13 protein-coding genes are annotated in these 19554 nt (G+C 61.6%); 5 read left to right on the plus strand and 8 right to left on the minus strand.

What is annotated here, in order from left to right; genetic code table 11:
• Window positions 1-168 precede the first annotated feature (168 nt).
• The 6 genes from ASD07_RS28905 to ASD07_RS28930 form a co-directional block, all read right to left on the minus strand.
• Window positions 169-1632 carry a glutamate synthase subunit beta gene (locus ASD07_RS28905; protein WP_055939037.1) on the minus strand — a complete coding sequence of 488 codons (1464 nt, stop codon included), beginning with the start codon at window positions 1630-1632 and terminating at the stop codon, window positions 169-171.
• A 15-nt stretch (window positions 1633-1647) separates the two neighbouring features.
• Entirely contained in the window at window positions 1648-6369 is a 4722-nt protein-coding gene (locus ASD07_RS28910; RefSeq protein WP_055939040.1) for a glutamate synthase-related protein, read from the minus strand.
• Between the two features lie 117 nt (window positions 6370-6486).
• Entirely contained in the window at window positions 6487-7191 is a 705-nt protein-coding gene (locus tag ASD07_RS28915; protein ID WP_055939043.1) for a transposase, read from the minus strand.
• 63 nt (window positions 7192-7254) lie between these two features.
• Window positions 7255-7935, minus strand: coding sequence for a response regulator transcription factor (locus tag ASD07_RS28920; RefSeq protein ID WP_055939590.1), 681 nt, complete (start codon window positions 7933-7935; stop codon window positions 7255-7257).
• Between the two features lie 87 nt (window positions 7936-8022).
• A complete protein-coding gene (locus ASD07_RS28925; protein WP_055939046.1) occupies window positions 8023-9054 on the minus strand; it encodes a PAS domain-containing sensor histidine kinase in 1032 nt (343 codons plus the stop codon).
• Between the two features lie 4 nt (window positions 9055-9058).
• Entirely contained in the window at window positions 9059-12181 is a 3123-nt protein-coding gene (locus ASD07_RS28930; protein WP_055939049.1) for a DEAD/DEAH box helicase, read from the minus strand.
• Window positions 12182-12387: 206 nt separating this feature from the next.
• Between ASD07_RS28930 and ASD07_RS28935 the strand changes: the two genes are divergently transcribed.
• The 3 genes from ASD07_RS28935 to ASD07_RS28945 all read left to right on the plus strand — a co-directional run bounded on the left by ASD07_RS28935 (window position 12388) and on the right by ASD07_RS28945 (window position 15890).
• A complete protein-coding gene (locus ASD07_RS28935) occupies window positions 12388-14736 on the plus strand; it encodes a Tex family protein (RefSeq protein ID WP_055939052.1) in 2349 nt (782 codons plus the stop codon).
• A gap of 262 nt (window positions 14737-14998) precedes the next feature.
• On the plus strand, window positions 14999-15316 hold the full coding sequence (grxD, locus tag ASD07_RS28940) for a Grx4 family monothiol glutaredoxin (RefSeq protein ID WP_028103513.1): 318 nt from the start codon (window positions 14999-15001) through the stop codon (window positions 15314-15316).
• A complete protein-coding gene (locus tag ASD07_RS28945; RefSeq protein ID WP_055939055.1) occupies window positions 15309-15890 on the plus strand; it encodes a UbiX family flavin prenyltransferase in 582 nt (193 codons plus the stop codon). The genes grxD and ASD07_RS28945 overlap by 8 nt, the downstream gene beginning before the upstream one ends.
• Window positions 15891-16099: 209 nt before the next feature.
• On the opposite strand, the gene ASD07_RS28950 is transcribed toward ASD07_RS28945, so the two are convergent.
• Both ASD07_RS28950 and ASD07_RS28955 read right to left on the minus strand, forming a co-directional pair.
• Window positions 16100-16510, minus strand: a complete 411-nt coding sequence (locus tag ASD07_RS28950) for a hypothetical protein (protein ID WP_055939058.1) — start codon at window positions 16508-16510, stop codon at window positions 16100-16102.
• Window positions 16511-16779: 269 nt separating this feature from the next.
• Window positions 16780-17844 carry an MBL fold metallo-hydrolase gene (locus tag ASD07_RS28955; protein ID WP_055939061.1) on the minus strand — a complete coding sequence of 355 codons (1065 nt, stop codon included), beginning with the start codon at window positions 17842-17844 and terminating at the stop codon, window positions 16780-16782.
• A gap of 48 nt (window positions 17845-17892) precedes the next feature.
• Here ASD07_RS28955 and ASD07_RS28960 point away from each other — a divergent pair, with 48 nt between their 5' ends.
• Complete coding sequence (locus ASD07_RS28960) at window positions 17893-18297, plus strand: MerR family DNA-binding transcriptional regulator (RefSeq protein WP_055939064.1); 405 nt, start codon at window positions 17893-17895, stop codon at window positions 18295-18297.
• Window positions 18298-18368: 71 nt separating this feature from the next.
• Window positions 18369-19553 (plus strand): isovaleryl-CoA dehydrogenase, encoded by a 1185-nt coding sequence (locus tag ASD07_RS28965; protein ID WP_055939067.1) that lies wholly within the window; start codon window positions 18369-18371, stop codon window positions 19551-19553.
• Window position 19554: the final 1 nt, after the last annotated feature.

The following is a 19554-nucleotide window of genomic DNA, read 5'->3' on the forward strand; positions in this document are numbered from 1 at the left end:
TCGTCAGACATCCTATAACAATACCTGAAATTGCGCAAAAAGATTTCCAAAAAGTAATTCGTGCGACGGAAACGCCGCAGTATCGGGTGGAACGGGGCCGTAGTTGTATGACAACTGCTTAAGAAAGGTCAAGCGTGCGCGCAGGCACGCTTGACTTTTGGGAAGGGATTAACGCGGCAGGACCGAACTGCCCATCAGGTACTCGTCGACAGCGCGGGCGCACTGGCGGCCTTCACGGATCGCCCACACCACCAGCGACTGGCCGCGGCGCATGTCGCCTGCTGCGAATACGCCTGGCTTGCTGGTCTTGTAGCTGTTGTCGCCTTCGGTCTGGGCGCGCGCATTGCCGCGTGCATCCTTGTCGATGCCGAAGGCATCCAGCACCTGGGCCACCGGCGAAACGAAGCCCATGGCCAGCAGCACCAGGTCGGCCTTCATTTCGAATTCCGAGTTCGGCACTTCGGTCATCTTGCCGTCTTTCCATTCGACGCGGCAGGCGACCAGCTTTTCGACCTTGCCGTTCTTGCCTTCCAGGCGCTTGGTGGCGACAGCCCAGTCACGCTCGCAGCCCTCTTCATGCGAGGAAGAGGTGCGCAGCTTGGTCGGCCAGTAAGGCCATACCATCGGCTTGTTTTCCTGCTCCGGCGGCATTGGCATCAGTTCGAACTGGGTGACGCTGGCGGCACCATGGCGGTTCGAGGTGCCGACGCAGTCGGAACCGGTATCGCCGCCGCCGATCACGACCACGTGCTTGCCGGTGGCCTTGATCTGGTCCTTGACCTTGTCGCCGGCATTGACCTTGTTCTGCTGCGGCAGGAAGTCCATCGCGAAATGCACGCCTTTCAGCTCGCGGCCCGGCACCGGCAGGTCGCGCGGTGCTTCAGCGCCGCCGGCCATCACCACTGCATCAAAGTCTTTTTCCAGGTCTTCAGGGAAGATGGTTTCCTTGGAGCCGTTGGCGACACTCGCCGGGAAATCCTTGCCGATCAGGACCGAGGTGCGGAACTTCACGCCTTCCGCTTCCATCTGCTCGACGCGGCGGTCGATGTGGACCTTCTCCATCTTGAAGTCAGGAATGCCGTAGCGCAGCAGGCCGCCGATGCGGTCGGCCTTCTCGAACACGGTGACGTCGTGGCCGACGCGCGCCAACTGCTGCGCGGCGGCCAAGCCTGCAGGACCGGAGCCGACTACGGCAACTTTCTTGCCGGTTTTGACTTCGGCCGGCTGCGGCACGACCCAGCCGTGCTCCCAGCCTTCGTCGATGATCTTGTGTTCGATCGACTTGATCCCGACCGGCAGCTCGTGGATGCCCAGGGTACAGGCGCTTTCGCAAGGCGCGGGGCAGATGCGGCCCGTGAACTCGGGGAAGTTGTTGGTCGAATGCAGCGTATTCAGCGCTTCACGGTAGTGGCCGCGATAAACCAGGTCATTCCAGTCCGGGATGATGTTGTTGACCGGGCAGCCCGAATTACAGAAGGGGATGCCGCAGTCCATGCAGCGTGCGCCCTGCACCTTGGCCTGGTCGTGGCTCAGGTGGATGACGAACTCCTTGTAGTTCTTGAGGCGAGCCTCGGGTGCCAGGTAGCTTTCTTCCTGGCGCTGGAATTCCATGAAACCGGTGATCTTACCCATTTTTCTGATCCTCTCTTACGCAGCGATTGCTTGAGTTTCCGCTTCGATCGCGGCGTTGTCTGCCATTTCCACCAGGGCGCGTTTGTACTCGCTCGGGAACACTTTGACGAACTTGGCACGGCTCTCGTTCCAGTTGTCGAGCAACAGGCGCGCGCGCGTGCTGCCGGTGTGTTTGAAGTGGCGCTCAATCAAGCGTTTGAGGATGGTTTCATCGGCCTCCGGTTCGCCATTGCGATGCTGGCTGTGCCAGGTGGCCTTGTCGACCTGCTGGTCGGCGGCCGCCTTCACTTCTTCCAGGCTCACCATGGACATATTGCACTTGCTGTGGAATTCGCCGTCCGGGTCGTACACATAGGCAATACCGCCCGACATGCCCGCCGCGAAGTTGCGGCCGGTGGCGCCCAACACCACCACGGTACCGCCGGTCATGTATTCGCAACCGTGGTCGCCCAGGCCTTCCACGATCGCGGTGGCGCCGGAGTTACGCACGGCGAAGCGCTCGCCGGCCACGCCGTTGAAGAAGGCTTCGCCGGCAACGGCGCCGTACATGACGGTGTTGCCGACAATGATGTTATTCACAGCCCAGCCGCGGAACTCGGTGTTCGGGCGCACGATGATGCGGCCGCCCGACAGGCCTTTGCCGACGTAGTCGTTGCCTTCGCCCACCAGGTCGATGGTGATGCCGGCTGCCAGGAAGGCCGCAGCCGACTGGCCCGCGGTGCCTTGCAGCTGGATGTGGATGGTGTCGTCCGGCAGGCCGGCATGGCCGTACTTCAGGGCCACTTCGCCCGACAGCATGGTGCCGACAGTGCGGTTGACGTTCTTCACCGGCGAGATGAAGGAGACGCGCTCGCCTTTCTCCAGCGCCGGCCGGGCTTGCGCGATCAGTTTCAGGTCCAGCGCCTTGTCCAGGCCATGGTCCTGCTGTTCGCTGTGGAAGATGGTCATGCCGTCGTCCACTTTCGGCTGGAAGAACACATTGCTGAAGTCCAGGCCCTGTGCTTTCCAGTGGGTGATGGCTTTCGACTTGTCCAGCAGGTCGGCCCGGCCGATCAGTTCCTGGAAGGTGCGGATGCCCAGTTGCGCCATCAGCTGGCGCGCTTCTTCAGCGACGAAGAAGAAGTAGTTCACCACGTGTTCCGGCTTACCCTGGAACTTCTTGCGCAATTCCGGATCCTGCGTCGCAACGCCGACAGGGCAGGTATTCAGGTGGCACTTGCGCATCATGATGCAGCCTTCCACCACCAGCGGTGCGGTAGCGAAGCCTACCTCGTCGGCGCCCAGCAGGGCGGCGATCACCACGTCGCGGCCGGTACGCATCTGGCCGTCGGCCTGCACTCGCACACGGCTGCGCAGGCCGTTCAGCACCAGGGTTTGCTGGGTTTCGGACAGGCCCAGTTCCCAAGGCGTACCCGCATGCTTGACGGAGGACAGCGGCGAGGCGCCGGTGCCGCCGTCATGGCCGGCCACCACGATGTGGTCGGCCTTGGCTTTCGACACGCCGGCAGCGACGGTACCGATACCGACTTCCGACACCAGCTTGACCGAGATCGAAGCGCGCGGATTGGCGTTCTTCAAATCGTGGATCAGCTGCGCCAGGTCTTCAATCGAATAAATGTCGTGGTGCGGCGGCGGCGAGATCAGGCCCACGCCCGGTACCGAGAAGCGCAGCTGCGCGATGTATTCGGACACCTTGTGGCCCGGCAGTTGGCCGCCTTCGCCCGGCTTGGCGCCCTGCGCCATCTTGATCTGGATCTGGTCGGCGGAATTCAGGTACTCCGCGGTCACACCGAAGCGGCCGGATGCCACCTGCTTGATGCGCGAACGCAGCGAGTCGCCTTCCTGCAGCGGGATATCCGCTTCCACCTGCTCCTTGCCCAGTTCGGAAGCCAGGGTCGCGCCGACCTTGATCGGGATGCCTTTCAGCTCGTTGCTGTAACGGCGCGGGTCTTCGCCGCCTTCACCGGTGTTGGACTTGCCGCCGATGCGGTTCATGGCGATGGCCAGGGTGGCGTGCGCCTCGGTCGAGATCGAACCCAGCGACATGGCGCCGGTAGCGAAGCGCTTGACGATTTCCTTGGCCGGTTCCACTTCGTCCAGCGGGATCGCCTTGGCCGGGTCGATCTTGAACTCGAACAGGCCGCGCAGCGTCAGGTGGCGCCTGGTCTGGTCGTTGATCAGCTGGGCGTACTCTTTATAGGTCGAGTAATTGTTGGAACGGGTCGAGTGCTGCAGCTTGGCGATAGCATCCGGCGTCCACAGGTGGTCTTCGCCGCGCACGCGGTAGGCGTATTCGCCGCCCGCGTCCAGCGCGTCGGCCAGCACCGGGTCGTTGCCGAAGGCCAGCTTGTGCAGGCGCAAGCCTTCTTCGGCCACCTCGAACAGGCCGATGCCTTCCACGTTCGACTGGGTGCCGCGGAAGTATTTGTCGACCAGCTGGCGGTTCAGGCCAACGGCTTCGAAGATCTGCGCTCCGCAGTAGGACATGTAGGTGGAGATGCCCATCTTCGACATCACCTTCATCAAGCCTTTGCCAACGGCCTTGGTGTAGTTGTAGATGGCGTTTTCCGGAGTCAGGTCGCCTGGCAGAGAGTGCGCCAGTTCGGCCAGCGACTCCATCGCCAGGTAAGGGTGGACGGCTTCGGCGCCGTAGCCCGCCAGCAGGGCGAAATGGTGGGTTTCGCGGGCGGAGCCGGTTTCCACCACCAGGCCGGTGGAGGCGCGCAGGCCTTTGCTCACCAGGTGCAGGTGGATGGTGGACGTTGCCAGCAGGGCCGGGATCGCCACGCGGTCCGGGCCGACGGTGCGGTCGGAGATGATCAGGATGTTGTGGCCGGATTTCACCGCGTCGACTGCTTCCGCGCACAGCGATGCCAGCGACGCTTCCACGCCTTCCTTGCCCCAGGCCAGCGGGTAGCAGATGCTCAGCTCATAGGACTTGAACTTGCCGCCGGTGTGCTGGCTGATGGTGCGCAGGCGCGCGATGTCGTCGAAGCCCAGCACCGGCTGCGCCACTTCCAGGCGCATCGGCGGATTGACGTTGTTGGTATCGAGCAGGTTCGGTTTCGGGCCGATGAAGGACACCAGCGACATCACCATCGCTTCGCGGATCGGGTCGATCGGCGGGTTGGTCACCTGGGCGAACAGCTGCTTGAAGTAGTTGTACAACGGCTTCAGTTTGTTGGAAGTGACGGCCAGCGGCGAATCGTTGCCCATCGAGCCGACAGCTTCTTCGCCATTGATCGCCATTGGCGCCAGGATGAAGCGCATGTCTTCCTGCGTATAGCCGAACACCTGCTGGCGGTCCAGCAGCGATGCCGATGGCTTCTCGCCGGCGGCCGGGCCGTACTTGGCCACGTTGGCTGCGGTCTGGCTTTCGCTCATTTTCAGCTCGCCCAGCTTGATGCGCACCGCGTTGATCCATGCCTTGTATGGCTTGGCGTTGGCGTAGGTGTCTTTCAGCTCCTTGTCGTCGATGATGCGGCCGGCTTCCAGGTCGATCAGGAACATCTTGCCTGGTTGCAGGCGCCATTTCTGGATGATCTTCGACTCAGGAATCGGCAGCACGCCCGATTCGGACGCCATCACCACCAGGTCGTCGTCGGTCACGATATAACGCGCAGGCCGCAATCCGTTCCTGTCCAGGGTGCCGCCGATATAGCGGCCGTCGGTGAAGGCCATGGCGGCAGGGCCGTCCCATGGTTCCATCATCGACGCGTAGTATTCGTAGAAGGCCTTGCGGTTGTCGTCCATCAGCGTGTGGTTTTCCCACGCTTCCGGAATCATCATCATCATTGCTTGTGCCAGCGGGTAGCCCGCCATCAGCAGCAATTCCAGCGCGTTGTCGAAGCAGGCGGTGTCGGACTGGCCTTCGTAAATCAGCGGGAACAGCTTCTGCAGGTCTTCACCCAGCACCGCCGATTTCATCACGCCTTCGCGAGCGCGCATCCAGTTGAAGTTGCCCTTGACGGTGTTGATCTCGCCGTTGTGCGCGATCAGGCGGTATGGGTGGGCCAGCGGCCACTCAGGGAAGGTGTTGGTCGAGAAGCGCTGGTGCACCAGCGCCAGCGCCGAGATGCAGCGCGGATCCTGCAGGTCCTTGTAGTACACGCCGACCTGGTCAGCCAGCAGCAGGCCTTTGTACACGACGGTACGGGCCGACAACGACGGCACGAAGAATTCCTTGCCGTGGATCAGCTTCAGCGCCTGGATCGCGTGGCCGGACGATTTGCGGATCACGTACAGCTTGCGTTCCAGCGCATCGGTCACCATCACGTCCTGGCCGCGGCCGATGAAGATCTGGCGGATGACCGGCTCTTTTTCGCGCACGCGCGGCGACATCGGCATTTCCGAGTCGATCGGCACATTGCGCCAGCCCAGCACAACCTGGCCTTCGATGCGCACGGCGCGTTCGATTTCCTGTTCGCAGGCGATGCGGGAGGCATTTTCCTTCGGCAGGAACACCATGCCGACGCCGTATTCGCCAGGCGGCGGCAGTTCCACGCCTTGCTTGGCCATTTCATCGCGGTAGAACTGGTCGGGAATCTGGATCAGGATGCCGGCGCCGTCGCCCATCAGTTTGTCCGCGCCGACCGCGCCCCTGTGGTCCAGGTTCTTCAGGATCAGCAGACCCTGTTCGACGATCGAGTGGCTCTTGTTGCCTTTGATGTGGGCGACGAAACCGACGCCACAGGCGTCATGTTCGTTGGCTGGGTTGTACAAACCTTGCGCTTCCATGCATTTCTCCGCTGAATTTTTACTCACGAAAATCCAGAGTAGTGCAATGCACAAAATCGCGCAACAAAAACAATTAGGGTCGGAGTCAGATTAATTCAGCATCAGTCTCTGGGAATTTTAATCAGGGACAGAGTCTGCGCTTTTCTGCGGGCGTCCGCGTTTTGCCGGCAATACCTGCCGTTTCATGCGCCGCTCCAGCTCTGCCTTCCATTTGTCGCTGCCCAATGGCCAGCCTTTCAGCGCTGCGCTCTCGATCGCCCGCGTTTCCGCGCCCGCCAGCCCCTGCGCCGCCAGTTCTATATAGGCCGCCTCGCGCTGGAATGGCGTGTTGCCCAGTGCCCAGTAGAGCGGATGGTCGTTGACCGCCCCGTCCTGGCGAATGCCGGCATGGTGCGGATAGCTCGACCACTGGTAATGTTCCGGCCCCTCGGCCAGACGCGCCCGCACCGCGGCGAATTCAATGTATTTAGAGCAGGAAACGAAGTAGCGCTCGGCTTCGAGCACCGAGGTTTTATAGCGCCCCTGCCATAATGTGCCGGCACGGGAGTACTTTTGGTTGAAATAAGGGACATAGTGGCGCCCGATCCACTGCATCATGCCGCCCAGGCCATCTTCATCGCTGGGCGAGGCTAACAGGTGCAGTTCACCTGGCAAAAGGGTGTAAGCGTGTACCGCCACCTTGTATTGGCGGGCGGCAGCGCGCATCCAGGCGATAAAACTGCTGAAATCTTCATCATCGAGGAACACTTCCTGGCCGTTCAGGCCACGCTGGATGATGTAATGAGGCTGGTTGGGAACGACGAGGCGAGGCAGGCGGGCCATAAAAGCAAAAAGGGCAGGATCGGGAAACCCCGATTCTACCCAGTTCGCGTGACTCTGTCCCTATTAGGAGAGATTGAAGCTGGCGGACAGGCTATAACCCTCGCCATAGGCCGAACGCAGGGGTAAATCCTGGCCCAGGCCGCTACGCGCTTTTTTGCGTAAACGATACACCAGCATGTCGACGCGGCGCCCGGCATCCGGATCATCGCCGCCGATGCCGGCGACGATCACCTGGCGCGGCACTGGACGGGTGTTAATGGTCAGCAGGTGCAGGAAATTGCACTCTTTCTCGGTCAGGGTGATGGCCTGGCCCTGCAGTTCCAGCTGGCGCGCCGACACTTTCAGGGTCCACTTGCTGGGAACCGGGATGGCTTCCTGCGGGCCGACACGGCGATCGAGCGCCTCGATATGGGCCGCCAGTTCCGGGAATTTGATCGGCTTGGTCAGATAATGGTCGGCGCCCAGGCGCAGGCCCATGATGCGGGAATCGAATGCCACACGGCCGGTCAGCACCAGCAGGCCGATTTGCGGGTAGAGCTGGCGCATGCGCGGGATGACGTTGAAACCATCCTCGTCCGGCAAGCCCAGGTCGAGCACGACAACGCCCACGGTGCCCTGGCTGAGGGCGGACCACATTTCCTGGGCATTATTGGTGGTGTGAACTACATGGCCAAGCTCAGCCAGGAAATCCGCCATCTCCTCGGCGTATTCCAGGTTGTCTTCCACAATCAGTATTTGCGTCATTGATGCGCCATTTTCCATTCAGTCGCAAGCCGGGGTTTAGGGCTTGCGTCGAAGAATTATCACGGTTGGTCCCGGGCTGCGCAAGGCTTAAGCAGCAATAGGGAGCCAAATCCGAAATTTCTTGCCGCTTTCAGGCAAATTTTCCACAGACAGTGTGCCGCCGTGGACCTCTATAACATTCCTGGCCATATACAGGCCGAGGCCGGAACCGGCATGCCCTGCGGCGGCCTTGCCTCGGTAACCCTTGTCGAAGAGTTTGCCTAGCTCATCATCCGGAACGTGCGCGCCGCGATCGATGACGAGGAGTTCAACCCCGCCTTCGCTGGCTTTCCTACCCTGCAATTCTATCGCAACGTTGTCATTTGTGTACTTGAGGGCGTTATCTAAAAGTATATCGAGACACAAACGCATGCCTTGCGGGTCGCAACGCATCCATTGCGGCAAGCCTTCCGCGCGCACGGTGATCTCGCTGCGGCGCTGGCGCGCGGCTTCGGCGGCGGTTTCCAGCAAGGCTTCCGGCGACACTTCGTCGGCCTGGCGCTTGCGGCCGATGCTGGCCATACGCTCCGGGCTCAGGTACTCGTTGATCAATTCAAGCAAGCGGTCGACCGAGGTTTGAATCTTGCGATAGCGCTTCTTGGTGTTTTCATCGGCATTGGCCGAGGTCATTTCCAGGCGCTGGATGGCGCCGTCGATGGTCGACAATGGCGTGCGGAATTCGTGCGACACCATCGACGCGAATTTCTTCTGCTGCTTTTCGCGCTCGACGCGGTCGCGGATATCGCGCACGGTACCGACCAGGCGCAGCACGCCGCTGTCGACATCGGGCACCAGGGTCGATTCGATTTCCACCGGGATCATCACGCCATCACGGCCGGCCATTTCAGCATCGCGCACGGTGTGGCGGCGCGTGGTGTCGCCGGAAGAATAGGCTTCGAGCCGCTGCGGCAACTCGCCCATCAAGTCGGCAGCCACCTGCTGCGCCCGTTCCGGCATGTAGCCGAACAGCTTTTCCGCGGCAGGGCTGACGTACAGCAGCTGGCCACTATCGCAGTCCAGCATCCAGTGTACGTCGCTGCTGTGGTCGAGAATCTGGCGATAGTGTTCAGCACTCAGCATGGGATCAATCCTGTAACGGTGCGAAGATCTGTTGCAAATCTTCCTGGGTCAAGGCCATCTTCTGCGATTCGCCTTCGGCCAGCACGGATTGCGCCAGGTCCGATTTCTTCTGTTGCAGCAGCTGGATCTTCTCTTCCAGCGTACCTTTGGCGATCAGCTTGTAGACAAACACCGGCTTGTCCTGGCCGATCCGCCAGGCGCGGTCGGTGGCCTGGTTTTCGGCAGCAGGATTCCACCATGGATCGTAATGGATCACGGTGTCGGCCGCAGTCAGGTTCAGGCCCACGCCGCCGGCCTTCAGCGAGATCAGGAAGATCGGCACCGCGCCTTGCTGGAAGGCCGCTACCTGGGCGCCGCGATCGCGGGTTTCGCCGGTCAGGATCGCGTACGGAATATCGCGCGCTTCCAGCTCTTCCTCGATCAGCTCCAGCATCGAAGTGAATTGCGAGAACACCAGGATCTTGCGCTTCTCTTCCAGCAGGTCTTCCACCATCTGCATCAGGTCGACCAGCTTGGCCGAGCCGGTAGTCGCGGCCTTCTTGGTGCTCTTCACCAGGCGCGGGTCGCAGCAGACCTGGCGCAGTTTGAGCAGCGCTTCCAGGATCACGATCTGCGAGCGCGCTACGCCCTTGCGGTCGATTTCCTCGCGCACTTTCTGGTCCATCGCAAGACGCACGGTTTCGTACAGGTCGCGCTGGGCGCCCGACAGCTCCACCTTGCGCACCATCTCGGTCTTCGGCGGCAGTTCTTTCGCCACGCCGTCCTTGGTACGGCGCACCAGGAACGGCTTGATGCGGCGATTCAGCAGCATGCGGCGCTGCGGGTCGTCCTGGCGCTCGATCGGGTGGCGGAAATTGCTGTTGAAGGTCTTCTCGTCGCCCAGCAGGCCAGGCAGCAGGAAGTGGAATTGCGACCACAGCTCGCCCAGGTGGTTTTCCAGCGGCGTGCCGGACAGGCACAGGCGGTGGCGTGCACGCAGCAGGCCGGCGCTCTGCGCCGCCTTGGAGCGGGTGTTCTTGATGTAGTGCGACTCGTCCAGGATCACCAGGTGGAAATCGTGCTCGCGCAGCTTTTCTTCATCGCGCGGCAGCAGGGCGTAGGTGGTCAGCACCAGGTCGGCTTTCGGGATCTCGTCGAACAGTTCGGCGCGATCCTTGCCCTGCAACAGCAGCACTTTCAGGCTTGGCGCGAAGCGGGCCGCTTCATCCTGCCAGTTGTTCATCAGGCTGGTAGGCGCAATCACCAGGGCTGGATGGTCGAGGCGGCCGGCTTCCTTCTCCACCAGGATGTGGGCGATGGTTTGCACGGTCTTGCCGAGGCCCATATCGTCAGCCAGGATGCCGCCGAAGTTGTACTCGCGCAGGAATTGCATCCAGCTCAAGCCGTCGGTCTGGTAGTCGCGCAGCGTGGCTCGCAGGCTGGCCGGGGTCGGCACGCGCTGCACCGAGGAGAACTGGTTGAGCTTGCGGCCCATTTCGCGCAGCGCTTCGCCGCCGGTCCACTGGAAGTCGACATTGCGCGCCAGTTCGTCGAGGCGCGCCGCGTCCAGCGAGGACATGCGCACCGAGTGGCGAATCTTTTCGCTGAAGTACAGTTCGCCGATCGTCGCCAGGATAGGGCGCAGGCGGTTCCAGGGCAGGGCCACGCGGGTGCCGTCCGGCAGCGCGGCCAGCATCTGGTCCGATTCGCCGTGCACGGCCAGCGCCTTCGGGCCGAAGTCGTTCGGGAAGTTGCGGATCATCTGCACCAGCACCGGCAACAGCGGCACGCGCTCGCCATTGACGGTGATGCCCAGCTCCAGGTCGAACCAGGCGTTGCCATTGTCAGACGCTTCTTCCTCGACCTCGGCATACCAGTCGTCGACCGTCACCATATCGTAGCGATACTTGGGCGACTTCTCGACGCGCCAGCCGGCAGCCAGCAACTCATCGATACCGAACTCGGCGAAGCGGATCCAGTCCGCCTGGTTGGCCAGCAGCAGGCCGCCACGCACGCTCGACAGCGGCAAAGCGGTAGGTTTCTTGAAACCAAGCTGGGTCAGGGTGTCCAGCGCAGCCGCTTCGGCAGCTTCGTTACGCTGGATGATCTCGGTGACTTCACCGCGCTGGCGCACCACCCGCTGCGAAGGGTCGAAGGAGACGCGTTCGCCATCATAGTCATACGACAGCACGGCATAGTCGTTCCAGCGCTGCAGGGTGCCATCGGCCAGTTGCGCCGAATCGAGCACCAGGATCGGACGCGGCTTGACGTCGGTGCGCACGCGCTGCGGCAAAGGCTGCGGCAGCGGCATCAGCTGCTGCAGGCCATGCGCCAGCAGCAGTTGCGACACACGCATCTTATCGTTCGGCATCAGCAGCGGCGCCTGCGCCACCAGGGCTTGCAGCTCAGCCAGCGGAATCGTGGTGCCGCCCTGGTTCAGCTGCAGCACGCCGGTCGAGAGGTTGTCGATATACCACGGCGGTTCGGTCGGCAGCATGTAGTCGATCTGGTCGGCGCCATGGTGTTTCGTGCCTTCCTGCACATCGACTTGCCAGCCCAGGCGCAAACCCTTGCCTTCTTCGCGCCAGGCCAGGCTGGCATTGCGCATGTCGCCCGCCTTCATTGGATAGACCAGGCCATTGCCGACGTCGGACCAGGAATTCGCCCACAGCAACTTGTCATGCTCGGACAGCATCTGCAGCAGGGCCGCGCCGATCTTGCCGCGCGGCTCAGTCGCGCTGCCAGTCTGGGAATTGGGGCCGCTGCGCATCGCCACAAAGAAGCGCACCAGGTCTTCATCGCCCGGCGCCAGGAAGGCCGGCGGGGCGGAGAGCAGGGAGAACACTTCGCTGACCGGAGTGGCCGCAGCCACGTCGCCGTTCGGCTTCAGGCGCGCCTTGTACAGGCAGAGCGCAACATGGCGCCCGCCGCTGGTCGGCGCCAGCACGTAAATCAGTTTGTAGTTGGTCTGTTTCGGGTCGATGTCGACCGGGGCCAGTTTGGGCTTGGGATGCGCGGCTGCATCCACCCTCTGCAACCACGTCGCCACAGCATAGGGAAGCTGGTTGGGCGGAGCGGCTGGTACCGGAGCAGATGCAGGGGCCGGTGCGACTGGAGTTTCGCGGGCTTCGTCGCGGGTAATATCCATTGGGCGCATTCTTTTAAATCAGCGGTTCAAAAACAGCAACATGCAATATTATCCGCCTTCCACAGTTTCGTGTTTGTGAAAATCCTAACTTAGTGCAACTACAAGTTAGACGGACAACATTAACTAATTAATAATAATCTATTCCGGCGCCCGTTGGCCATGCGGGCGTTGTATGATTTCGGCCTTCACCGTTTGGAAACACCGTCATGCTGCCTTCTATCGAACAACGCCTCGCCCTCGAACTGGCCGCCAAGCCGGCCCAGGTCGCCGCCGCCATCGCCCTGCTGGACGAAGGCGCCACCGTCCCGTTTATCGCCCGCTACCGTAAGGAAGCGACCGGTGGCCTGGACGACATCCAGCTGCGTTTGCTGGAAGAGCGCCTGCGCTACCTGCGCGAGCTGGAAGACCGCCGCGAAGCGATCGTCAATTCGATTACCGAACAAGGCAAGATGACGCCGGAGCTGCTAGATGCGGTCATGCACGCAGAGGACAAGACCCGTCTCGAGGACCTTTACCTGCCATACAAGCAAAAACGCCGCACCAAGGCCCAGATCGCCATCGAAGCCGGCCTGGCCCCGCTGGCCGACACCCTGCTGGCCGACCCGAGCCTGAACCCTGACGAGCTGGCTGGCGGCTACCTGCGCGAAGCCTTCGAATCCGCCGACGGCAAGAATCCTGGCGTGGCCGACGCCAAAGCCGCCCTGGACGGCGCCCGCCAGATCCTGATGGAGCGCTTCGCGGAAGACGCCACCCTGCTGCAATCGCTGCGCGAATATGTGCAAGATCATGGCGTAGTTGAATCCAAAGTTGTTGACGGAAAGCAAGAGGAAGGCGAAAAGTTCGCCGATTACTTCGATTATTCCGAACCGCTGGCCGCCGTGCCGTCGCACCGCGCCCTGGCACTGTTGCGCGGACGCCGGGAAGGCATGCTGGACGTCACGCTGCGCCTCGACACGGAAGAGGAAAAACCGAAGTGGGACGCGCCGCATAACCCTTGCGAAAGCCGCATTTCGGCCCGTTTCGGCATCAAACAAGCCGGCCGCCCGGCCGACAAATGGCTGGCCGACACCGTGCGCTGGACCTGGCGCGTGAAATCCTTCATGCACCTGGAAACCGAACTGATGGGCGCACTGCGTGAAAAAGCCGAGCTGGACGCGATCAACGTCTTCGCGACCAATTTGAAAGCCCTGCTGCTGGCAGCGCCGGCCGGCCCGCGCGCCACCATGGGCCTGGACCCTGGCCTGCGCACCGGCGTGAAAGTTGCCGTGGTCGACGCCACCGGCAAGGTGGTGGATACCGCCACCATTTATCCACACCAGCCGCGCAACGACTGGCACGGCGCGCTGCACACCCTGTCGCAGCTGGCCGCCAAGCACAATGTGTCGCTGGTCTCGATCGGCAACGGCACCGCCTCGCGCGAAACCGACAAGCTGGCGCAGGACCTGATCAAGCAATGCCCGGAGCTGAAGCTGACCAAGATCGTGGTGTCGGAAGCCGGCGCATCGGTGTACTCGGCCTCCGAGTACGCCTCGCGCGAACTGCCGGAGCTGGACGTATCGCTGCGCGGCGCGGTATCGATCGCACGTCGCCTGCAAGACCCGCTGGCCGAGCTGGTGAAGATCGACCCGAAATCGATCGGCGTCGGCCAATACCAGCACGACGTATCGCAGACCCAGCTGGCGCGCTCGCTGGACGCGGTGGTGGAAGACTGCGTGAACGCCGTCGGCGTCGATGTCAATACCGCCTCCGCACCGCTGCTGGCACGCGTCTCCGGGCTGTCGACCAGCGTAGCGCAGAGCATCGTCAGCTACCGCGACATGAAAGGCGCCTTCGCCTCCCGTACCGCGCTGAAGAACGTGCCGCGCCTGGGCGACAAGACCTTCGAACAGGCAGCAGGCTTCCTGCGCGTGATGGGCGGCGAGAACCCGCTGGACGCATCGGCGGTGCACCCCGAGTCCTACCCGGTGGTCGAGAAGATCCTGGCCGACATCCAGAAAGACGTACGCGGCGTGATCGGCGAAAGCAAGCTGCTGAAAGCCCTGTCGCCCGCCAAGTACGCCGACGACAAGTTCGGCGTGCCGACCGTGACCGACATCATCAGGGAACTGGAAAAGCCGGGCCGCGACCCGCGCCCTGAATTCACCACCGCCACCTTCAAGGAAGGCGTGGAAGAGATCAGCGACCTGCGCGTGGACATGATCCTGGAAGGCGTGGTGACCAACGTCGCCGCCTTCGGCGCCTTCGTCGACATCGGCGTGCACCAGGACGGCCTGGTTCACATCTCGGCCCTGTCGAACACCTTCGTCAAAGACCCGCACACGGTGGTGAAAGCCGGCCAGGTGGTGAAGGTCAAAGTGCTGGAAGTGGACGCCAAGCGCAAGCGTATCGCCCTCACCATGCGCCTGTCGGACAGCGCCCCGGCTGCCGGCTCGCGCCCGGAACAGCGCGGCGACCGCAACGACCGCCGCGCCATGGGCCAGCAGCAGAAGCAGCAATCGCGCGAGCCGGTCCAGCAAGGCTCGATGGCCGCCGCCTTCGCCAAGCTGCGCAGCTAAGAATTTCGCCGCTAAGAAGTCGGTGCCAAGAAGTCGGTGCCAGGTCTGTCAATCGGACAGCTAGCGCCATCATTTGATCTTTCTCAATACGCGATTTAGCCCCTTTTTACGTATTGAGATGGATCAATGGGTAGCGGTATCTGTCCAAATGACAGACCTGGCACTGAATTTGGCACCGAATTGAGACATGACCTGCGTCAACAGGCCAAGCGCGGTTTCGCGGTAAAATGACGGGATTCCAATCCTTAGCAGTGAGAATGCAATGAGCGACGTACAAACCTGGATCAAAGAAACCGTGAGCAACACCCCTGTCGTGCTGTTCATGAAGGGCACCGCCCAGTTCCCACAGTGCGGCTTCTCCGGCCGTGCCATCCAGATCCTGAAAGCTTGCGGCGTTGAGAACATCGCCACCGTCAACGTGCTGGACGATCCGGAAGTGCGCCAGGGCATCAAGGAATACTCGAACTGGCCAACCATCCCGCAACTGTATGTGCGCGGCGAATTCATCGGTGGCTCCGACATCATGTCCGAGATGTATGAATCCGGCGAACTGAAGGCCCTGCTGGACAACAATGGCTGATCGCCCGCAGCGGCTGGTCATTGCCATCACCGGCGCTACCGGCGCCGTGTACGGCGTGAGGCTGCTGCAGCACCTGCGCAATATTGAAGGCGTCGAGACGCATTTGGTCATCTCCGACGCCGCGGTCCTCACCCTCCACCAGGAAACTGGCTTGCAGCGCAAGGAAGTCGAAGCGCTGGCCCATGTCGTCCACAAGCAGAACAATATCGGCGCCTCCATCGCCAGCGGCTCGTTCCAGGCCGACGGCATGGTGATTGCCCCCTGCTCAATGAAAACCCTGGCCTCCGTCGCGCATGGCCTGTCGGACAACTTGATTGCCCGCGCCGCCGATGTGATGCTGAAGGAACGCCGCCGCCTGATACTGATGGTGCGCGAGACGCCCTTCAACCTCGCGCATTTGCGCAATATGACCGCCGTGACGGAAATGGGCGGCATTATCTTTCCGCCATTGCCAAGTTTTTACCACCAGCCGCAAAGCATCGATGATATGGTGGACCACACCGTGGCGCGCGTCATCGACTTATTCGGCCTATGTCACAATCTGGCCCCTCGCTGGAATGGCATGAATCCCTGAAAACATGCGCCTTTGCGAGCTGATGTATCAAGCTCGTTACAAACTGGTATGGTCGTTTGTGACATGGCAGGACGCCATGCCGGCAGTGCCGAAAACATCATCCTGGCACTTCGGGGAGGCGCGCCGGGAGCCGGCGCGCTAAGTGAAACTCGGACCTACTTTTGAAAGCTATTTGGGCTGTTTTGCGCAGGACAAATAGTGTCGTTCTGTTACTTTTGGTAGTTGACCCTTACCAGCATGCGAATAAATTCGCGCGCAATTTGCTTGTGGTGGTCGTCCAGCCGTTGCAAATCGGCGATCAATTTGACGTCAGCCGACTCGAAACGCGCCAGGCTGCTACCGTTCGTGTCGCCATTATGGTGCTCGATTTCGGCACCGCCAAAGCGCAGCCATTCAGCAGGAACGCCGAGCCACTGCGCAATCATGCGCAGCTTTTCCTGGGTCGGAATTGCCTCGCCAACCAGCCATTTTCGGGCCGCGTGGACCGTAATCGGCCTGCCCTCAAACCTGATGTTGAACTCTCTTGCCAGACGAGTTGGGCTGTCCGGGGAGTAGTGGGCATTTTTCAAAGCCTGCTGGAGACGCTGGCTAAAGCTTTCACGTTCGTTTGAAGAATTCATAGTTGCACTATTTCATGTCACAACATGAATGTCAGTCTCTAGAATTATCAGACCAATTGTGACAATTGTAGATAACAACAATTAACAATTGACGCTACAGACTGTCCGATTTCCCGCTCTGCTAGCCCAAATTTCTTTTGGCAGAAATGGCAAAAAACAGCAGAATCTACTTGTCAGGACGACAAGCAATCGGTTACAACTTTAGAAATAAAGTTGATTTTCGACCACAAACCTAGAGGCTGTCTTGGTTGCCGACCGGTCGGCTGGTATTAAAGACCGCCGGTAACTTTATGCGCCTTGATGAATTTGATGATGCCGTCATTCCCGGTATCCCGGCGCACGATACCATCACGCCACAGCTTGTGAAGATGGGCCAGCGCCTCGCCCAATGCGAAGCTGAGCTGGTGGGCATCGAGTGGCCGACGGAACATGATTGGTACTATCTCAGCGGCAGAACACGGCTGGCCGCTACAGGCGGCGAGCACCTCGGCCAGGCGGGCTTCATGGTGATCGCGCAACTGCTTGATGCGGGTGTGCAGGCCGCGGAACGGGCGGCCGTGCGATGGCAGGACCAGCACATCGTCCGGCAGGCTGGCAAATCGCTCGAGCGAGTCGAGGTATTGCTGCAACGGGTTGCCTTCCGGCTCGACGGCAAATACCGAAACGTTGGTGGAGATGCGCGGCAGGACCATGTCGCCGGAAATCAGCACATTGAGCTGTTCGCAATACAGCGCCGCGTGCTCCGGCGAGTGGCCAGAACCCGTAATCACGCGCCAGCTGCAGCCACCGGCCGGGATCGACTGGCCGTCCAGCAGCCGGACATAGGAAGCCGGTACCGAGGGCACGAGCGATGGGTAATAGCTCTTCCGCGAACGCATCTTTTCCAGCATGTCGGGGTCGGCCAGCCCGTGGCGCTCGAAGTGCGGCACGGCAGAAGGGCCGTCCACACCCGGCAGGGCCGCCGACATCATGCGCGCGAAGGCATATTCGCCGGTCGTCATCCAGAGCGAAACGCCGAAGCGCTGGCACAGCCAGTCCGCCAGCCCGACGTGGTCAGGATGACAGTGAGTAGCCACTACACGCTGCAAGGGCTGGCCCGCCAGCGGCCCGGCCAGCACGGCATTCCAGGCCTGCTTGCTGGCATCGAGCGCCACGCCGCAATCAACCGCGCTCCAGCCGCCTTCTTCGCGCAGCAGCCACAGGTTGATATGGTCGAGGGCGAACGGCAAAGGCAGCCGCATCCACGCCACGCCAGGCGCGACTTCGAGCACCGTGCCACTGTCCGGCAGGGTGTCGCCAAATGGGTAGTCAAGCTGGGATTCGAGCGGGTTCATGGCGTACAATAGATTGACGTTACGTAAACGGAAGATCCATTGTAAGCCATGCCGACCTACACCATCACCGAACTGGCCCGCGAGTTCGACATCACCCCGCGCGCCATCCGTTTCTATGAAGACCAGGGCCTCCTGGCGCCGTCGCGCGAAGGCGCCGGCGGCCGCAACCGCGTGTATACGCCGCGCGACCGCACCCGCCTCAAGCTGACCCTGCGCGGCAAGCGCATCGGCCTGTCGCTGAGCGAAATCAAGAGCCTGGTCGACATGTATGAGTCGCCAAAAGATACTGAAGCCCAGATGAACCGCTTCCTGGGCGTGCTGTCGCAGCACCGTGAGACGCTGGAACAACAGCGCGAAGACATCGATATGTCGCTGCAGGAGATCGCCACCCACGAGGAAGAGTGCAGGCGCCTGCTGGCTGCACTTGCCGAAAAGCAAACTACGGCCGGCTGAGTTGACGTTTACGTTAACGTAAGTCAGGCGTATCATTTGCGCTTCAATACCCAACACCAATAGAGGAAGACATGCTCCATCTGCCAGGCCTGACCTTTGACCACGGCGAAGACATCGCCGCCCTGCGCGAAGCGGTACAGCAGTTCGCCGCCGCCGAGATCGCCCCGCGCGCCGCTGAAATCGACCGCACCGACCAGTTCCCGATGGACCTGTGGCGCAAGATGGGTGAGCTGGGCCTGCTGGGCATTACCGTCTCCGAAGAATACGGCGGCGCCAATATGGGCTACCTGGCCCACATCATCGCGATGGAAGAGATTTCCCGCGCTTCCGCCTCGGTCGGCCTGTCGTACGGTGCGCACTCCAACCTGTGCGTCAACCAGATCAAGCGTAACGGCACCGAAGAACAGAAGAAGAAATACCTGCCGAAGCTGATCTCCGGCGAGCACGTGGGTGCGCTGGCCATGTCCGAGCCGAACGCCGGTTCCGACGTGGTGTCGATGAAGCTGCGCGCCGACTTCAAGGGCGACCGCTGGGTCCTGAACGGCACCAAGATGTGGATCACCAACGGCCCGGACGCCGACACCCTGGTGGTATACGCCAAGAATGACATCGAAGCCGGCCCGCGCGGCATGACCGCCTTCCTGATCGAGAAGGGCTTCAAGGGCTTCTCCATCGCCCAGAAGCTGGACAAGCTGGGCATGCGCGGCTCCCACACCGGCGAGCTGGTGTTTGAAGACTGCGAAGTGCCGGCCGAGAACGTGCTGGGCGGCCTGGGCAAGGGCGTCAACGTGCTGATGTCCGGCCTGGACTTCGAGCGCACCGTGCTCTCCGGCGGCCCGCTGGGCATCATGTCGGCCTGCATGGACGCCGTGGTCCCTTACATCCACGACCGCAAGCAGTTCGGCCAGCCGATCGGCGAATTCCAGCTGATGCAGGGCAAGCTGGCGGATATGTACTCCACCATGATGGCTTGCCGCGCTTACGTCTACGCCGTCGGCCAGGCCTGCGACCGCGCCACTTCGCCGGAGCAAGTGCGTGCACTGCGCAAGGACGCCGCCGGCGCCATCCTGTACTCGGCCGAGAAGGCAACCTGGATGGCTGGCGAAGCAATCCAGACCCTGGGCGGCAACGGCTACATCAACGAGTACAGCGTTGGCCGCCTGTGGCGCGACGCCAAGCTGTACGAAATCGGCGCCGGCACCAGCGAGATCCGCCGCATGCTGATCGGCCGCGAACTGTTCGCCGAAACCAAGTAAG

The sequence above is a fragment of the Duganella sp. Root336D2 genome (genome assembly GCF_001425005.1).
Taxonomy (GTDB): Bacteria; Pseudomonadota; Gammaproteobacteria; order Burkholderiales; family Burkholderiaceae_D; genus Rugamonas.